This window comes from Streptomyces sp. NBC_00490 (assembly GCF_036013645.1).
GTDB classification, from domain to species: Bacteria; Actinomycetota; Actinomycetes; order Streptomycetales; family Streptomycetaceae; genus Streptomyces; species Streptomyces canus_F.
In genome coordinates, this window is the sequence record NZ_CP107869.1 from 7,077,926 (window position 1) to 7,095,355 (window position 17,430).

Annotated in this window: 13 protein-coding genes; 6 read left to right on the top strand and 7 right to left on the bottom strand. The window is 69.8% G+C overall.

Annotated elements, in window-relative coordinates; genetic code table 11:
• Window positions 1-4 precede the first annotated feature (4 nt).
• Window positions 5-496 carry a hypothetical protein gene (locus OG381_RS32475; protein ID WP_327719580.1) on the bottom strand — a complete coding sequence of 164 codons (492 nt, stop codon included), beginning with the start codon at window positions 494-496 and terminating at the stop codon, window positions 5-7.
• A gap of 217 nt (window positions 497-713) precedes the next feature.
• Between OG381_RS32475 and OG381_RS32480 the strand changes: the two genes are divergently transcribed.
• Together OG381_RS32480 and OG381_RS32485 are read left to right on the top strand one after the other, a co-directional pair.
• Window positions 714-3,734: a glycoside hydrolase family 3 N-terminal domain-containing protein gene (locus OG381_RS32480; RefSeq protein ID WP_327719581.1), complete on the top strand. Its 3,021-nt coding sequence runs from the start codon at window positions 714-716 to the stop codon at window positions 3,732-3,734.
• Between the two features lie 34 nt (window positions 3,735-3,768).
• Entirely contained in the window at window positions 3,769-5,097 is a 1,329-nt protein-coding gene (locus OG381_RS32485; protein WP_327719582.1) for a hypothetical protein, read from the top strand.
• A gap of 277 nt (window positions 5,098-5,374) precedes the next feature.
• Here OG381_RS32485 and OG381_RS32490 read toward each other — a convergent pair whose 3' ends face one another.
• Entirely contained in the window at window positions 5,375-6,157 is a 783-nt protein-coding gene (locus tag OG381_RS32490) for a serine protease (protein ID WP_327719583.1), read from the bottom strand.
• A 244-nt stretch (window positions 6,158-6,401) separates the two neighbouring features.
• On the opposite strand from OG381_RS32490, the gene OG381_RS32495 reads away from it, so the two are divergent.
• Window positions 6,402-6,962 carry a YdeI/OmpD-associated family protein gene (locus OG381_RS32495; RefSeq protein WP_327719584.1) on the top strand — a complete coding sequence of 187 codons (561 nt, stop codon included), beginning with the start codon at window positions 6,402-6,404 and terminating at the stop codon, window positions 6,960-6,962.
• A 57-nt stretch (window positions 6,963-7,019) separates the two neighbouring features.
• Here OG381_RS32495 and OG381_RS32500 read toward each other — a convergent pair whose 3' ends face one another.
• The gene (locus OG381_RS32500) at window positions 7,020-7,574 is read right to left on the bottom strand and encodes a YceI family protein (protein ID WP_327719585.1); all 555 of its coding nucleotides are present in this window, start codon (window positions 7,572-7,574) and stop codon (window positions 7,020-7,022) included.
• Between the two features lie 135 nt (window positions 7,575-7,709).
• Here OG381_RS32500 and OG381_RS32505 point away from each other — a divergent pair, with 135 nt between their 5' ends.
• The 3 genes from OG381_RS32505 to OG381_RS32515 all read left to right on the top strand — a co-directional run bounded on the left by OG381_RS32505 (window position 7,710) and on the right by OG381_RS32515 (window position 12,021).
• A complete protein-coding gene (locus OG381_RS32505) occupies window positions 7,710-10,037 on the top strand; it encodes a polysaccharide lyase 8 family protein (RefSeq protein WP_327719586.1) in 2,328 nt (775 codons plus the stop codon).
• Between the two features lie 154 nt (window positions 10,038-10,191).
• A complete protein-coding gene (locus OG381_RS32510; RefSeq protein ID WP_307025467.1) occupies window positions 10,192-11,775 on the top strand; it encodes an acyl-CoA carboxylase subunit beta in 1,584 nt (527 codons plus the stop codon).
• Between the two features lie 57 nt (window positions 11,776-11,832).
• Window positions 11,833-12,021 carry an acyl-CoA carboxylase subunit epsilon gene (locus tag OG381_RS32515; protein ID WP_327719587.1) on the top strand — a complete coding sequence of 63 codons (189 nt, stop codon included), beginning with the start codon at window positions 11,833-11,835 and terminating at the stop codon, window positions 12,019-12,021.
• A gap of 182 nt (window positions 12,022-12,203) precedes the next feature.
• On the opposite strand, the gene OG381_RS32520 is transcribed toward OG381_RS32515, so the two are convergent.
• From OG381_RS32520 to OG381_RS32535, 4 genes are all read right to left on the bottom strand, one after another.
• Window positions 12,204-12,785 carry a GTP-binding protein gene (locus OG381_RS32520; RefSeq protein ID WP_026248371.1) on the bottom strand — a complete coding sequence of 194 codons (582 nt, stop codon included), beginning with the start codon at window positions 12,783-12,785 and terminating at the stop codon, window positions 12,204-12,206.
• Window positions 12,766-13,353, bottom strand: coding sequence for a DUF742 domain-containing protein (locus tag OG381_RS32525; RefSeq protein WP_327719588.1), 588 nt, complete (start codon window positions 13,351-13,353; stop codon window positions 12,766-12,768). The genes OG381_RS32520 and OG381_RS32525 overlap by 20 nt, the downstream gene beginning before the upstream one ends.
• 97 nt (window positions 13,354-13,450) lie before the next feature.
• Window positions 13,451-13,864 (bottom strand): roadblock/LC7 domain-containing protein, encoded by a 414-nt coding sequence (locus OG381_RS32530; RefSeq protein WP_005479603.1) that lies wholly within the window; start codon window positions 13,862-13,864, stop codon window positions 13,451-13,453.
• Between the two features lie 10 nt (window positions 13,865-13,874).
• Complete coding sequence (locus tag OG381_RS32535) at window positions 13,875-17,159, bottom strand: sensor histidine kinase (RefSeq protein ID WP_327719589.1); 3,285 nt, start codon at window positions 17,157-17,159, stop codon at window positions 13,875-13,877.
• Window positions 17,160-17,430 lie beyond the last annotated feature (271 nt).

The window sequence follows — 17,430 nt, forward strand, 5'->3', positions numbered from 1 at the left end:
CCGCTCAACACGAGCCCTCGGCGAGCCCCTCGAACTCGCCGAGGCTCATGACCCGATCATCGGCCCAGACCTGACCGGGCTCCAGAGCGGCGAGGTCTGCCGCGCGGAACGTGACGGTGCCCGTGTACTCGTAGTTGAACTCGGCCTTCCCGAAGGCGAGTCGGTAGCTGTACGCCGGCACCAGCCGTTGCTGCCCGGCCGGCCGGGCGTGCCACGCGGCCGGCGGCTCGAACAGCGGGAACCCGATGTCCTCGCCCGCGCGTTTGCCGGACGTCTCCCAGCCGGAGAGGTTCTCGTCGGAGTCCTCCTCGGTCGGGGCCCCGGTCAGCCGGAGACCTTGGATCAGGTCGTCGCCGCACGGCCGCAGCAAGGCCTGGGGTGCCCCAGAGGCGTCCAGCCGCACCGCGACCAGCGGCAGTAGCGAGGCCCCGCACCCGCTCAGCAGCAATGCCCCGCCCACGGCCCCGACCAACGCCGCCACCCTCACACGCCCCATGCCCCCACCCTCCGTCGCCTTCACCACACCACGGGACGAAAAGCCGCACGACCACTGTTGTGCACCGTTCCCATTGCGGTCGCACAACGTGCCTCACCGGCCCGCCAGTTGGGGCTGAATGGCTGATGTGACGCCTTGACGGGCCTGGGTGCCACCAGTTAACTCACGGCGTGAGGTAAGTCATGAGTGGACTAACGAGAGCCAAGGGGGAAGCTCCATGCGAAGAACCGCCCTGCTCGCCTCAGCCGCCCTGCTGACAACCCTGCTGCCGATGGTGTCCGCACAGGCACAGCCACAGGCCGCCGACGATCCCGCCCCGGTCGCCGTGGACCGCTTCGAGGGCGAGGTGCCCTTCGCGAACCCGCCCGCGGGAGGCATCTTCACCTGGGGCAGCGACAACGACGACCCGCCCGCGCTCGCGCTCGAGGAACGCGCCGACGCCCCCGAGGGCGACCGCGTCCTGTCCGGCACCTACGACATCAGCGGCTACGGCGGCTTCACCCATGACTTCGCCTTCGCCGAGCCCGCCCACGACTGGTCCGCCCACAAGGGCATCCGCTTCTGGTGGGAAGGCCGCGACAACGGCAAGAAGGTCGCCTTCGAGCTCAAGGACGGCGGCGCCGACGGCGAGGCCTCCGAGCTGTGGACGACCTCCTTCACCGACGACTTCAGCGGCTGGAAACAGATCGAGATCCCCTTCACCGACTTCGCCTACCGCACGGACTACCAGCCCGTCGGCGGCATCGACCACATCCTCGGCCTCACCGAGACATGGGGCTACGCCGTCACCCTCCCCGTCGGCACCCAGGGCCGGTTCGCCATGGACGGCGTCGAGCTGTACGGCAAGGCCGACCAGTCACTGCGCGCCTCCGTCCTCACCGACTCCGCCGTCTATCCCACGGACGAGGGCGGCACGGCGACCGTGAAGATCTCCGTCGCCACCACCGGCTCCGCCCCGATCGACGAACCCGTCACCGTCGCCTACGAGACGGCCGCGACCGGCACCGCCGACCCCGGCAAGGACTACACCCCGGTCAGCGGGACCGTCACCTTCCCCGCGGGCACCGTCTCCGGCGCCACACGGACCGTGCGGGTACCGACGCTGAAGGACAAGCAGGCCGAGCCCGCCGAGACCATCCCCCTCGCCCTCACCGTCACCGGCGCCAAACCCCCGGCCGAGCCCCCGCAGATCGTCGTCGACGCGCACGGACTGCCGTATCTGAACGCCGAGTTGCCGGTGAAGCGGCGCGTCGCCGACCTCCTGTCCCGTATGTCGCTCGCGGAGAAGGCCGGTCAGATGACCCAGGCCGAGCGCGGAGCCGTGGGGACCGGGGCGGACGTCGCCACGTACGACCTCGGCTCGCTCCTGTCCGGCGGCGGCTCCACCCCGACGCCCAACACACCCGAAGCCTGGGCGAAGATGATCGACGGCTTCCAGCTCCGGGCCCAGGCGACCCGCTTCCAGATCCCCCTCGTCTACGGCGTCGACGCCGTCCACGGCCACAACAACCTGGTCGGCGCCACCGTCATGCCCCACAACATCGGCCTCGGTGCCTCCAGGAACCCCCAACTCGCCCAGCGGACCGGCGCGGTGACCGCCGCCGAGGTCCGCGCCACCGGCGTCCCCTGGGACTTCGCCCCCTGCCTCTGCGTCACGCGTGACGAACGCTGGGGGCGCTCCTACGAGTCCTTCGGCGAGGACCCGGCCCTCGTCGACTCCCTGGAGACGGTGATCCAGGGCCTCCAAGGCGCCCGGAACGGCAAGGACTTGAAGGACAACGACAAGGTCCTCGCCACCGCCAAGCACTTCGTCGGCGACGGCGGCACCGCGTACGGCTCCTCCACGACCGGCACCTACACCATCGACCAGGGCGTCACCAAGGTCACCCGGCAGCAGCTGGAAGCCGTCCACCTGGCGCCGTACGAGACCGCCGTCGACCGCGGGGTCGGCACCGTGATGCCCTCGTACTCCTCGCTCGACGTCCTCGGCGACGGCCAGGGACCGGTCAAGATGCACGCCCGCGCCGACATGATCAACGGCGTGCTCAAGGGCCGTATGGGCTTCGACGGCTTCGTGATCAGCGACTGGGACGGCATCGACCAGATCCCCGGCGACCGCGCGTCCGACGTCCGTACGTCGGTCAACGCCGGCGTCGACATGGTCATGGCCCCGTACGCCTTCAGGGAGTTCCGCACCACGCTCATGGAGGAGGCCCAGGCCGGGCGCGTCAGCGGGCAGCGCATCGACGACGCGGTCTCCCGCATCCTCACGCAGAAGTTCCGCCTCGGTCTCTTCGAGAAGCCGTACGCCGACACCAGCGGCGCCTCGAAGATCGGTTCCGCCGAGCACCGGTCCGTCGCGCGCCGGGCGGCCGCCGAGTCGCAGGTGCTGCTGAAGAACGCCGACGGCGTGCTGCCGCTGAAGGGGTCCCAGAAGGTGTACGTCGCCGGCTCCAACGCCGACGACATCGGCAACCAGAGCGGCGGCTGGACCGTCACCTGGCAGGGCGCGTCCGGCGACATCACCCCTGGTACGACGATCCTGGAGGCCATGCGGAAGAACTCCGCGCGGCTGACGTACTCCAAGGACGCCTCCGCCCCCACCACCGGCCACGACATCGGGGTGGTCGTCGTCGGCGAGACCCCGTACGCCGAGGGCGTCGGAGACGTCGGCAACGGTCATGACCTGGAGCTGAGCCCCGCCGACCAGGCGGCCGTCGACAAGGTCTGCGCGGCCATGAAGTGCGCGGTGCTGATCGTCTCGGGCCGCCCCCAGCTCATCGGCGACCGGCTCGGCGAGATCGACGCGCTGGTGGCCTCCTGGCTGCCCGGGACGGAGGGCGACGGCGTCGCGGACGTCCTCTACGGCAAGCGCGCCTTCACCGGGCAACTCCCCGTCACCTGGCCGAAGTCGCAGGAGCAGCTGCCGATCAACGTCGGCGACACGGCGTACGACCCGCAGTTCCCCTACGGCTGGGGCCTCACCACGCTGACCAAGGTGCCGGAGGGGGGCGCCACGACACTGAAGGCGCTCGGCGTCGCGGCGGCGGTGGCCGAGAGGGCCGGGTCCGAGGAGGCGGGCCGCGCGATCGTGACCAAGGCGCGGCTGATCGTCCAGCAGAGGAAGATCACGGCCGCTTCGGCCAAGCCCTTCGCCGAAGCGGACCACCTGCTGCTCACCGGGCGGTACGCGGCGGCGGTGGCACAACTGACACAGGCCTACCGGGCGACCGGCTGAAGCTCTTTTGGGAGGCTTCGGGTAGCTTCGAAGTATGACGTCCGTCCTGCGGACCCGAAGCCTCCCAGGGCTGCTCGCGGCACTTGTGCTCGCGGCCCTGACCGTACTGTGGGCGGTTCCCGCGCCCGCCTCCGCCGCCACGAGCGTCTCCAGGATCGCCGAGGCGCTCCGCGAGAGTCCGGTGTACGTCGACCCGGCGGCCTCCGCACAGCTGTCCTCCGGGGACGCCACCGCGCTCGCCGAGCAGATCGAGAACGCGGACAAGGCCCTGTTCGTGGCGGTCCTGCCCGCGGACCAACCGACCGAGAACCTCCTGCGGAACCTGCGCACCGCGACCGGCGTGACAGGTCTGTACGCGGTGCGGGTCGGCGACCGTTTCGACGCGGGCGCGGATTCCTCGGTCCTGCCGAGGACGGCCGTGCGCAACCTCGTCGCGAGCGTCGAGGGCGAGAGTGACGCGAAGACCCAGCTCGACGACTTCGCGGACCGGGCACTGGCCAACATGGGCGGCTCGGCGCCCGCGAGCTGGGGCTCGTCCTCCGACGGCGGAGGGGTCCCGGCGGGTGCGCTGGTGACGGTCGGCGCCGTGCTGGCGGTCGGTGGCGTGGGCGCGTACACGCTGGTCCGCCGTAACCGCCGCCGGCAGGCGGAGGAGCAGCGGGCCGCCCTGGAGAAGCTGCGGGTCGTGGTGGACGAGGACATCACCGCCTTCGGCGAGGAACTGGACCGCCTGGACTTCCACCCCGCCGAACCGGGCGCGGACGACGCCATGCGCGAGGACTACGAACACGCGCTCGACTCCTACGAGAAGGCGAAGTCGTTCATGGCGGCCGCGCGGCGGCCGGAGGAGGTCCGCGCGGTGACCCAGGCCCTGGATGACGGCCGCTTCTCCCTGGCACGACTGGCCGCCCGCAGGGAGGGCCGGCCCCTCCCGGACCGCCGCCCGCCCTGCTTCTTCGACCCCCGCCACGGCCCGTCCACCACGGACGCGACCTGGACCCCGCCCAGCGGTGCCCCGCGCGAGGTCCCGGTCTGCGCGGCCGACGCGACCCGCCTCGCCGACGGCCGCGACCCGGTGATGCGCGAGGTCGACACCGACCAGGGCCGCCGCCCCTACTGGGACGCGGGCCCCGCCTACGGCCCCTGGGCGGGCGGCTACTTCGGCGGCGGCCTGCTCCCCGGCCTCCTCGTCGGCACGATGCTCGGCAACATGATGACCACCCCGTCCTACGCCTCCGACCCCACCTCCGCCTACGAAGGCGGTGACACCTCAGGCGCAGACTTCAACTCCGACGACTTCTCAGGCGGCTTCGGCGGCGGCGACTTCGGAGGAGGCGGAGACTTCGGCGGGGGAGGCTTCTGACCGCACGGCCCTTGAGAACGAAGCCAAGCCGACACCCACCCGCTGGGACGGACCCTCTCGACGCCGGTCCAGGCATTTCAGCCCGTCCGGCGTTTGAGGACGAGGCCCTTCGGGCCGATCGGGGTCTGGGGCGGAGCCCCAGTGGGGTCGAAGGGGCGGAGCCCCTGGGGAGGGGACGGGTAGGGGCGGCGGGGGCGAAGGAAGCCCTCGTCCACGGCCACGGGCCCGGCGCACCACACGCCGAGCCCGCGGAAGACCGTACGAGACAACCCGCGCGTCAGAGAGAAGCCGCAGCCGACGCGATCGCCGACGCGAACGTCGACACCTCGGTGTACACACCCGGCGCGTTGGCCCGCGCACACCCGATACCCCAGCTCACGATCCCGACCTGCACCCACGCGTTGCTCGCGTCCCGCCGGAACATCGGCCCACCGGAGTCCCCCTGACAGGTGTCGACCCCACCCGCCGCGTACCCCGCACAGATCTCCTCGCTTGCGATGAGCCCGCTGTACCCGCTGTACGAACGGCAGGTCGCGTCACTCACGAACGGCACGGTCGCCTTGAGCATGTACCGCTGCTGGGAGCCACCCTCACTGGCCGCACCCCACCCGGCCACGGTGAACGTCCCGGTGTTGTACTGCGTGGTCGTCGCGATCTTCAGCGTCGGCAGATTGATCGGCGAGGCGAGCTTGATGAGCGCCCAGTCCTTGCCGTCACCGTTGTACCCGGGAGCCCGGTACACGTACGTCGACCTGACCTGGACCCGCCCGCTGGTGGACTGCAGGTCCACGACACCGGCGGTGGCGGTGATGGAGGTGTTGGCGCCGGTCCCGTTCACACAGTGCGCGGCGGTCAGCACGATCTGCTGCGTGTACAGCGCGCCGCCACAGCCCATGGAGAGCCGGACCATGAACGGGAACTCGCCCTGCGCGGCACGGGTCCCGCCGACGACGGGCGCAGGGGCGGCCTGCGCGGCCGAGACGGGCTGAAGACTGGCGATCGCGAGCGCGGCGGCGCCGAATGCCGCGCATCTCTTGAGGGCCGTGAGGAGTCTCTTCAACGTTCTGCCTTCCGTGGGGGGTGGAAGTGCTCATGAAGTGCTCAGTCCCAGATCTGTCGTGCGCATGCCAATCAGGAACGCAAAGAAACACCCATCTGTCGGCATGGGCCTGGCATGGGCAGGTCAAATCTGTTGCTGGATTATGAGAACGCTGTGACAGGCCGCACAAGGGGTGTGATTCGGCCAGCCCGGCCGCGCGTCAATTAGGACAGAAACCGACCTAATAGCGGCGTACGGTCACTCCATGTCGGAAACCTTCGCCTCCGCCGCCGCCCTCGAGGCCTGGCTCACCGAGCACCCGGCCCCCCACCCCGGCCTGTGGGTGAAGGTCGCCAAGAAGGGCTCGGGCATCCCCTCCGTCACCGCCGCCGAAGTCAATGACGTGGCCCTCTGTCACGGCTGGATCACCGGTCAGCGCAAGGGGTTCGACGCCTCGCACTTCCTCCAGAGGATCACCCCGCGCCGCACCGGCAGCCTCTGGTCCATGGTCAACGTGCGCCGGGTCGAGGAACTGATCACCGACGGCAGGATGCGTGAGACCGGCCTCGCGGAGATCGACGCGGCGAAGGCGGACGGACGGTGGGCGGCGGCGTACCTCTCCCAGAAGGAGGCGGAGGTGCCCGACGACCTGGCCGCCGCGCTGAAGCGCAGCCCGCGGGCCGAAGCGGCCTTCGAAGGGCTCGGCAGGACGGACCGGTACCAGGTCATGCTCGGTGTGCTGCGGGCCCTCACGCCGGAGAGCCGGGCCGCTCAGGTCGCCTCGGCGGTGGCCGGCCTGGAGGAACTGCCCGGCCGCGACGGCTGAGAACGCCGAGCGCCCGCCCTCAAGGACACGAGGGCGGGCATGCTCACGAACGACGCGTCACGCGTTCTTGATGGCCGAGATGTCGAAGTTCAGCTTGATCTTGTCGGAGACCAGCACGCCGCCCGTCTCCAGCGCCGCGTTCCAGGTCAGGCCCCACTCGGAGCGCAGGATCGTCGCCTTGCCCTCGAAGCCGACGCGCTCGTTGCCGAAGGGGTCCTTCGCGGCGCCGTTGAACTCGAGGTCGATGGTGAGCGGCTTGGTGGTGCCGAGGATGGTGAGGTCACCGGTGATGCGGTAGTCCTCGTCGCCGAGGGCCTCCGCCTTGGTGGAGCGGAAGGTCATCGTCGGGAACTCGTCCGTCTTGAAGAAGTCCGCGCTCTTGAGGTGGCCGTCGCGGTCCGCGGAGCCCGTGTCGATGCTGTCCATCTTGACGTCGATGGATGCCGAGGACGCGGCCGGGTCGCCGCCGTCCAGGTGCAGCGAGCCGCTGAAGTCGAGGAACTTGCCCTTGACGTTGGTGACCATGGCGTGGCGGACGGTGAAGCCGATCGTCGAGTGGGCCGCGTCGATCGCGTAGTCGCCGGTCAGGGCGGTCAGGTCGGTGTTCGCCATGGCGTGCTCCTTGGAAGTGAGGAAGTTGAACGTTGAATTACCTAACAGGAACGACCGTAGACCTATTCCGTACAAGTTTCAACATCATCCGTGAAGTGTTGGCGTGATTACGCTGAGGTGGTAGATGCCCAGGGCATGAACCCGTATCCCAGAGGCCCCCTCCGGCTCACCCGCCGGGCCGCCTTACTCACCGCGGCGCTCCTCGCCACGGCCGCCCCCGGTGCCCGCGCCGCCGCCCCCGACCCCTACCGCGCCCTGCGCCTCCGCTGGCTCGACATCGCCCTCGGCACCGGCTACGACCCCACCGCCGAGCCCTATGCCGCCCGCCTCGCCGAGACCGGCGCCCTCGCCCGCGGCTTTCGCGCGACCATGGCCCCCACCGCGACCTCCCTCTGGCCCGGCCACCCCTACGACCCGCCGTCCGGCATCACCCAGAGCTACGGCCGCCTGTGGACCATGACCCAGGCCTGCATCCAGTCGGGCACCGGCTCCACCGGCGACGAGTCCCTCCTCGCCGACGTCCTGCGCGGCCTCGACCACCTCTCCGCCACGGTCTACAACCCCTCCACCACCCGCTACGGCAACTGGTGGGAATGGCAGATCGGCAGCCCCCGGCTGCTCATGGACCTCACGGCCGCGCTGTACGACCACCTCACCGACGACCGGCGGGAAGCCGCCTGTGCCGCCGTCGACCACTTCGTCCCCGACGCGATGCTGAGCGACTACTCCGGTACCTCCACCGGCGCCAACCGCGTCGACCTGTGCCGCTCCGTCGTCCTGCGCGGCATCCTCGGCCCGGCCCCCGCCAAGATCGCCCTGGCCCGCGACGCGCTCTCGCCGGTCTTCCCGTACGTCGTCCAGGGCGACGGCCTCTACGCCGACGGCTCGTTCGTCCAGCACACCTGGGTCCCTTACTCCGGCACCTACGGCCAGGTCCTCCTCGACGGCCTAGGCCGCCTCTTCGCCCTCCTCGCCGGCTCCGAGTGGGCCGTGACCGACCCGAACCGGCAGATCGTCCTGGACGCCGTGGAGCACGCCTACGCGCCCCTGATCCACGACGGTCTGATGATGGACAGCGTCAACGGCCGTGCCATCAGCCGGGGTTACCTCAAGAGCGACGACCGGCACGTGCTGCGCGGCGACCACTTCCACGGCCAGGGCGTCATCGCCGCGACGGCCCTCCTCGCGGGCGCGGCGAGCGAGGCGGAGCGGGAGCGCTGGTACGGCCGTGTCAAGGGATGGATCGAACGGGACACCGTCTCACCGATCCTGACGGCGCGTCAGCTCGGCGTGGCCGACCTCGCCCGGCTGCGCGCGGTCGCCGAGTCCCCCGTGCCCGCCGCCCCCGACCCCGTCGGCCACCGGATCTTCGCCGCCATGGACCGGGCCGTCCACCGCCGCCCCGGCTTCGTCGCGAACATCGCCATGGCGAGCGACCGCATCGCGTACTACGAGTGCGGCAATGGCGAGAACCCGCGCGGCTGGCACACCGGAGCCGGAATGCTCTATTGGTGGACCGGCGGCCGGGCCGACCAGTACACAGACTGGTACTGGCCCACCGTCGACTGGTACCGCCTCCCGGGCACCACCGTCTCCACCCGCCGCCTTCCCGACCGGGCCGGTGGCGAATGGGGCGAGCCCAAACCCGACGCGCGCTGGGTCGGCGGTGTCACCGACGGCGAGTACGCGGCGATCGGACAGCACCTGAAGGGCCTCGGCTCGACGCTGGAAGCCCGTAAGTCGTGGTTCTGTGTCGCCGACGCGGTGATCTGCCTGGGCGCCGGCATCACCTGCGCCGACGGCGTCCCGGTCGAGACCGTCGTCGACAACCGCAACCTGGGGGAGGGCGGCACCCCGGCCTTCGTGCGGGGGCGCGGCTGGGCCCACCTGGAGGGCCACGGCGGCTGGGTGGTGCCGTACGGCGAACTGCGCACCCTCCGGGAGGACCGCACCGGCGCCTGGTCGGGCATCAACACCACCAGTACGACCGAGCGGGCCACGCGCCGCTGGCAGACCCTCTGGCTGGACCACGGCACGGACCCGACGGACGCGTCGTACGCCTATGTCCTGATGCCGGGGGCGTCCCGCCACGGGGTCGCGGCCCGCGCCGCCGACCGCCGGTGGCTGAAGGTGCTCGCCAATGACGGCACCCGCCAGGCCGTCCACGTCCCCTCCCTCTCGCTGACGGCCGCCAACTTCTGGCAGGCCGGTTCGGCGGGCCCGCTCGCCGCCTCCGCGGGCGCGAGCGTGCTGGTACGCCGCCGGGGCCGCACCGCTACCCTCTGCGTGAGCGAACCGCCGCGGACGGGGGAGCCGGTGGAGATCGCCTGGGACCATCCGGTCCGCGCGGTGATCCGGGCCGACGAATCGGTCGAGATCCTCGCCACGGGCCGCCGTCTGCGCCTCAGAATCACCCCGGGGAGGGCATGTGCCCCCCATGAATGTGAGGTGGCTCTCAGCTGATGTCTTTGTGTGATCTCTACAAGCGGGACGCCCCCTGAGCAGTCGGAATGGCTGCATGGCTCCGAGGTTCTGTTCAGGGGTACCAGGAAAACGGGTCGGAGACTGTACGGAGTCGACGGCCCGGTTTCCTTGCCGCACTTCGTAAGGTCACTACATGACCGTTTTGGATGACGCGCCGGGTGAGCCGACGGACGCACGGGGGCGAGTGGCCGAGCTGCACGAGATCCGTGCGCAGGCGATGGCCGGACCGAGTGACAGGGCGACCGAGGCGCAGCATGCCAAGGGCAAGCTGACCGCACGGGAGCGCATCGAGCTGCTCCTGGACGCGGGTTCCTTCCAGGAGGTCGAGCAGCTGCGCCGGCACCGGGCGACCGGGTTCGGCCTGGAGGCCAAGAAGCCGTTCACCGACGGTGTCATCACCGGCTGGGGCACGGTCGAGGGCCGCACGGTCTTCGTGTACGCGCACGACTTCCGGATCTTCGGCGGCGCGCTGGGCGAGGCCCACGCCACGAAGATCCACAAGATCATGGACATGGCCATCGCGGCCGGCGCGCCGCTGGTGTCCCTGAACGACGGCGCGGGCGCCCGTATCCAGGAAGGCGTCTCGGCGCTGGCCGGGTACGGCGGCATCTTCCAGCGCAACACCAGGGCGAGCGGGGTGATCCCGCAGATCTCGGTGATGCTGGGCCCGTGTGCGGGCGGCGCGGCGTACTCGCCGGCGCTGACGGACTTCGTGTTCATGGTCCGCGAGACCTCGCAGATGTTCATCACCGGCCCGGACGTGGTCAAGGCCGTGACGGGCGAGGAGATCACCCAGAACGGCCTCGGCGGCGCGGACGTGCACGCCGAGACCTCGGGCGTGTGCCACTTCGCCTACGACGACGAGGAGACCTGCATCGCGGAGGTGCGCTACCTCCTGTCGATGCTCCCGCAGAACAACCGCGAGAACCCGCCGCGCGCGGAGTCCACGGACGCCGCGGACCGCCGGGGCGACGTACTGCTCGACCTGGTCCCCGCGGACGGCAACCGGCCCTACGACATGGCCAAGGTCATCGAGGAGATCGTCGACGACGGCGACTACCTCGAGGTCCACGAGCGCTGGGCGCGGAACATCATCTGCGCACTGGCCCGTCTCGACGGCCAGGTCGTCGGCATCGTGGCGAACCAGCCGCAGTCCCTCGCGGGCGTCCTGGACATCGAGGCGAGCGAAAAAGCTGCGCGTTTCGTGCAGATGTGTGACGCTTTTAACATCCCGATCGTCACTTTCCTGGACGTCCCCGGGTTCCTCCCGGGCGTCGACCAGGAGCACGGCGGAATCATCCGCCACGGCGCCAAGCTCCTCTACGCCTACTGCAACGCGACCGTGCCGCGGATCTCGCTGATCCTGCGCAAGGCCTACGGAGGCGCCTACATCGTCATGGACAGCCAGTCCATCGGCGCCGACCTCACCTACGCCTGGCCGACGAACGAGATCGCCGTGATGGGCGCCGAAGGTGCCGCCAACGTCATCTTCCGCCGGCAGATCGCGGACGCCGAGGACCCCGAGGCCATGCGGCAGAAGATGGTCAAGGAGTACAAGTCCGAGCTGATGCACCCGTACTACGCCGCCGAGCGCGGCCTGGTGGACGACGTGATCGACCCGGCGGAAACCCGCGAGGTCCTCATCAAGTCCCTGGCGATGCTCCAGTCCAAGCACGCCGACCTGCCGTCCCGCAAGCACGGCAACCCCCCGCAGTAACCCAGCGGACCCTCCGCGGCACCCCTGCGGAAACCTCTCTCACGGAGACTGACACCCATGAACACTCCCGACATCCGCGTCGAGAAGGGCCACGCCGGGCCCGAGGAAGTCGCCGCGATCACCGCGATCCTCCTGGCCCGCGCCGCCGCCCAGCCCGCTTCCCCGGACCACCGCCCCCACCCCAAGGCCGGCTGGCGCCGCCTGGAACGCGAGGGCGGCTTCCGAGCCCCGCACAGCTGGCACTGAGCTGACGTACGACGTCTGAGGGCCCCCTCTCGAAAGAGAGGGGGCCCTCAGGCATTTGGCTTTCAGGGGCGCGAAGGTGTATCGATGTGCGGCTCCGCCGCGTGGGCGCGACAAGCCACTGGGCTGCCGCAGACGGCGTACAACCGTCCGTGGCAGCCCAGTGGCCGCAAACAGAGAACCACTTACCGCAGGCGCGCCATCAGCGCATGCTCCACGAGAGTGATCAGCGCCGACTTCGCGTCCGCACGGTGGCGAGCGTCGGTCGTGATGATCGGGGTGTCCGGGCCGATCTGAAGGGCCTCACGGACCTCGTCCGGGTTGTACGGCTGGTTCCCGTCGAACCCGTTCAGGGCGATCACAAAAGGAAGCCCCGAGTTCTCGAAGTAGTCGACAGCCGGGAAACAGTCGGCAAGGCGCCTCGTGTCAACGAGGACGATCGCACCGATGGCACCGCGCACCAGGTCGTCCCACATGAACCAGAAACGGTCCTGACCGGGCGTACCGAACAGGTACAGGATCAGGTCCTGGTCCAGGGTGATACGGCCGAAGTCCATGGCCACCGTGGTGGTGGTCTTGTCACCGGTGTGGGTGAGGTCGTCGATGCCCGCGGAAGCGGACGTCATGACGGCCTCGGTGCGCAGCGGGTTGATCTCCGAAACGGCCCCGACGAACGTGGTCTTGCCCACGCCGAAGCCACCCGCCACCACGATCTTCGCCGAGGTGGTGGAGCGGGAAGGACCGCCGCTAGAGCTTGCGAAGTCCACTGAGCACCCTTTCGAGCAGTGTCACGTCTGGCTGGCCGCCGGCGTTCTCGTCGCCGCCGGGCTGATGAATGGCGACCAGGCCCGCCTCCGCCAAGTCGGCGACGAGGATCCTGGCCACGCCGAGAGGGATCGTCAGCAGAGCCGAGACTTCGGCTACCGACTTGATCTCCCGGCAGAGGTTGCAGATCCGCTGATGCTCGGGCAACTGGCCCTGCATCTGGTGCGGCTGCGCGGTGGTGTGCACCAGTGCCTCGATGGCGAGCTGGTAGCGCGGGCGCGTCCGGCCGCCGGTCATGGCGTACGGGCGCACCAGGGGGTTGTGGTTGTTGTTCGACGCCCCTGAGGGCGCCGGCTCAGGGGCGCGTCGCTGCGGCTGCACAGGCTGGATACGCGGTGCCGACGGCTGGTCGTACGGCGAGGGGCCGGGGCCCTGGGGCGCGTACGGCTGCCGATGACTCGGTGCGGAGGGGAAGTTGTAACGGTTCGGGTTCTGGGAACCGTCGTTCTGACCCTGGCCAGGGCCGTACGACCAATTACCGGACGATGAACCGCCTGGGGGTGTTGCCACTTTCTCTCCTCCTCCGACTGTGCCGGGCACCGCATCACTGTGGAGCCGCGTCCCGAAACCTTATGGCCTCGGGACGCCAAAACGCACCGTCTGTCTGTTAGTTGAGAAGGCTCCCTTGGAGCTCGGCCCGAAGATCGGGCGTCAGGACCGTACCGGCACGGTCCACCAGGAGCGCCATCTCGTACCCGATGAGACCGATGTCCGCCTCGGGATGTGCGAGTACTGCGAGCGATGATCCGTCGGAGACGGACATGATGAAGAGGAATCCCCGCTCCATCTCCACAACCGTCTGGTTCACGCTGCCGCCCTCGAAGATGCGCGAGGCACCGGCGGTCAGTGAGGTCAGACCGGAGGCGACGGCCGCAAGCTGGTCGGCGCGGTCACGCGGAAAACCCTCGGACATCGCCAGAAGGAGTCCGTCGGCGGAGACCACCACCGTGTGGGACACCCCGGGGGTGTTGTCCACGAAGTTGGTGATCAACCAGTTCAGGTTCTGTGCCGCCTGGCTCATCGGGCTCACACTAACGCTCCTGGTTGTAGGTGCTGTCAGAACCGAAGCCCTGACCGTTCGTTTCACTGCTTGCGCTGCGGCCCCGCTCGACACCGCGGCGCAGGTTGCTCAACCTGCCCCGGACGTCCTCGGGAGCGCGGGAGACCTGTGGGCCGCCCTGCGGGGTGGTCTCGGCGGCTCCCTCGACCAGGTTGGCCTTGGGCACCCGCCTCGGCAGACCGGAGGAGGTGACCCCGCCCGCCTTGGGCTTCTTGAGCGCCGAAGCCTGCTGCCAGCGCTCGTCGTTGGCCGAACGCCAGTCACCGTTGCCGGTGCCGTTGCTCTCCGGTGCGGAGGCCGGCTGTTCCTGGGCCACGTGCCGCGAGCCGAACATGTCGGTCGTGCTGCCCGTGCCGTTCGTTCCGTTCGCACGGGCCGTGCCGTTCGCCCCGCCCCCGCCGGATCCGCGGCGGGGGAGCCCCGCCTCGGTCAGGTCGTGACTGGCCGACGGAGCCGGACCCGGACGGTCGAAGCCTACGTGGTCGCGCTCACCGACGTCAGCGGCCTGCGCGGATTCCGCTTCGGGAGCGTACTGGTCCTGGTACCCGTTCTGGTACCCGTCCTGCTGCGGCCAGTCGTCCTGGTAGCGCCGCTCCTCGAAGGCCGGGATGGATTCCGGTACGGACGTGTGGTCCGCCTGGGAGGGTTCCGCATACGTGGGCTCGGGGTAGCCGCCGTTCGCCGAGAAGCCGTCGTTCTGCGGCATGCCGCCGTTCGGCGCGTAGTACTGCTCGTCGTACGACGCCTGCTGCTGCGGCTCCTCGTACGCGGCGCGCTGCGGCTCGGCGTAGGGCGCCTGCTGCTGCTCCTCGTAGCCGGAGGGCTGCTGGAAGCCGCCGTGGCCGTTCTCGTAGGCGGCCTGCTGCGCGTCGAACTCGTCGGCGTACGACGGGTTCGCGGGGCCTTCCAGGGACGGCTGGCCGTGCTGGGCCTCCAGGGCCGCGCGACGCTCCTCACGCATGAGGGAGCGGCCCACGGGGTCCAGCTCGCGTATGTCGTCCGGGACCTCGGTGTAGCGGCTGTCGTCGAAGCCGAGTTCGGCGGCCGTGCGCATCGGCAGACCGTTGTTGAAGTTCTCGCCGCCGAAGCTCTGCTCCGGGATGATCTGCGAGACCGTGAACTCGTCCTGGGACGGCTGCTGCTGCTCGCCACCACCACCGTGGGTGATCGCGTCCGGCAGCATGACCAGGGAGGTCGTACCGGCCTGCTCGCCCGAGGGGCGCAGCTGGACGCGGATGCCGTGCCGGTCGGACAGCCGGCCGACCACGAACAGACCCATGCGCTGCGAGATCGCGGCGTCCACGGTCGGCGGGTTGGCCAGCTTGTGGTTGATGTCCGCGAAGTCCTCGGCGGTGAGGCCGATGCCCTTGTCGTGGATCTCGATCATCACGCGGCCGTCGGGGAGACGGGTCGCGGTCACGCGGACCTTGGTCTGCGGGGAGGAGAACGTGGTGGCGTTCTCCAGCAGCTCGGCGAGCAGGTGCACGAGGTCGGTCACGGCGCGGCCGTGGATCTCGGCCTCCGGGACGCCCGAGAGCTCGATGCGCTCGTACTGCTCCACCTCGGAGGAGGCGGCGCGGAGCACGTCGACCAGCGGGACCGGCTGGTCCCAGCGGCGGCCGGGCTCCTCGCCGGCGAGGACCAGGAGGTTCTCGCCGTTGCGGCGCATACGGGTCGCGAGGTGGTCCAGGCGGAAGAGGTTCTCCAGCTGGTCCGGGTCGGCCTCGTTGTTCTCCAGCTCGGTGATGAGGGTCAGCTGGCCCTCGATGAGCGACTGGTTGCGGCGCGACAGGTTGGTGAAGATCGCGTTGATGTTGCCCCGCAGGAGGGCCTGCTCGGCGGCGAGCCGGACGGCCTCGCGGTGGACCTGGTCGAAGGCGCGGGCGACTTCGCCGATCTCGTCGGTCGAGGTGATCGGGATCGGCGTGACCCGGGTGTCGACCCGGCCGGGGTCGGTGCGGGAGAGCTGGTCGACCAGCATCGGCAGGCGCTGCTCGGCGATACCGAAGGCGGCGTTGCGCAGCTGGCGCATCGAGCGGGACATCTGGCGGGCCACCATGCCGGCCAGGATGAACGCGGCGAGCAGGGCGACCACGACGGCGGCACCGGTGACGAAGGCGTCCCGCTGGGCCTCGTCGGCGATGCTGGCGGCCTCGTCCACGGCCTTGTCGGCCATGTCGGACTCGATCGTCCGGTAGACGTTGTACTTGAGGGTGTTGACCGCCCACCAGTTCTCGGCGGTGATGCCCTTGGTGGCGAGCGCGTCACGCTCGGACTTGTCCGTGGAGGTCAGACCGCCGATGCCCCGGACCATGTCGACGGGGTCGGCAGGGGGCGCCACATAGGCGGAGTTCTTCTGCTTGGCTTCCTTGGCCATCGCCGCGCCGTCGGCCAGGGCCTGCTTCTGCAGGGTGTCCAGCTTCTGGGCGTCGGCCTCGGTGCCACCACCGATGTACTCCTCGATGGCGATGCCCTCGAGGTAGGCGTACGAGGTGAGCGCGGTGCGCTGGGCGGCGAAGCTCTTGTCGTCGGTGCCCGGCTTGATCAGCAGGTGCATGCCGATGGAGCGCTCGAGCGACAGTGAGGCCTTGGTCAGCGCGATCGCGTAGACGGTACGGCCGTAGCTGGTGATGTTTCCGGTGCCGAGACCGAGTTCGTTGGAGAACTCCATCAGGGGGTGCGCGACCTCGACGTAACCCTCTTCGGTCTGCACACCGGCGAGGTTCTTGGTGTACGCGGCCGTACGCAGCTTCTGGAGCTTCGGCTCCACCTTGCGGAAGATCTGGAGGCGGCGCTGGAGGCCCGCCGTCTGCGGCATGTTCTGCGCGGCCTCGTCGAAGGCATCGGCGGCGGTGTCCGTGGCCTTGCGGGCGGCGACGACCGTCTTGTCGTCCTCACCCAGGCCCTGGAGCAGCGGGGCGGCGGTGGAGTCGCGCTCGGTGTAGAGGGCGTCGCCGTAGGTGAGGGCGGCCCGGACCAGACGTGCGGTCTTCTCCGCGTCCTCGGCCTGCTGCCAGGTGTCGATCGAGCTCTTCACCTGGAAGCCGCCCATGACGAGGCCGACCAGCACGGGTATGAGCAGGATCGCGTTCAGCCGCGTCGGCACGCGCCAGTTGCGCGGGGAGAGACGGCTGCCGCTCGGAGCGGGCGCGGCCGTCGGTTCCGAACCGGGCACAGGGGCGGGCGCCGCTCCGCGCGGCGGCGGGGTGAAGTTGCCCCGGGCCGACGGCTCGGGACCGTTCTTGCTTCGCCTCACTCGACCAACAACCTTCCGGCGGGGTCGGCACCAACGTTGTGCCGCAGTCTCTCAGAGCCCAGTACGCCATCGACTAGTGAGTACGTCTTTGACTATTGGGCAGTTCAGGCATTCCAGCATGTCCGCCTACGGTCCTCCAAACATGCGAGGGCGAGGATTCGGAGTGATGTAAGCCCTAGATAAAACGGTCATAAAGAGCGAGCCCCGTCAAATGACGGGGCTTTTGTGAGCGCAGTGAGACCGCTTGGCAACGACGCGTGGCCGTACCACC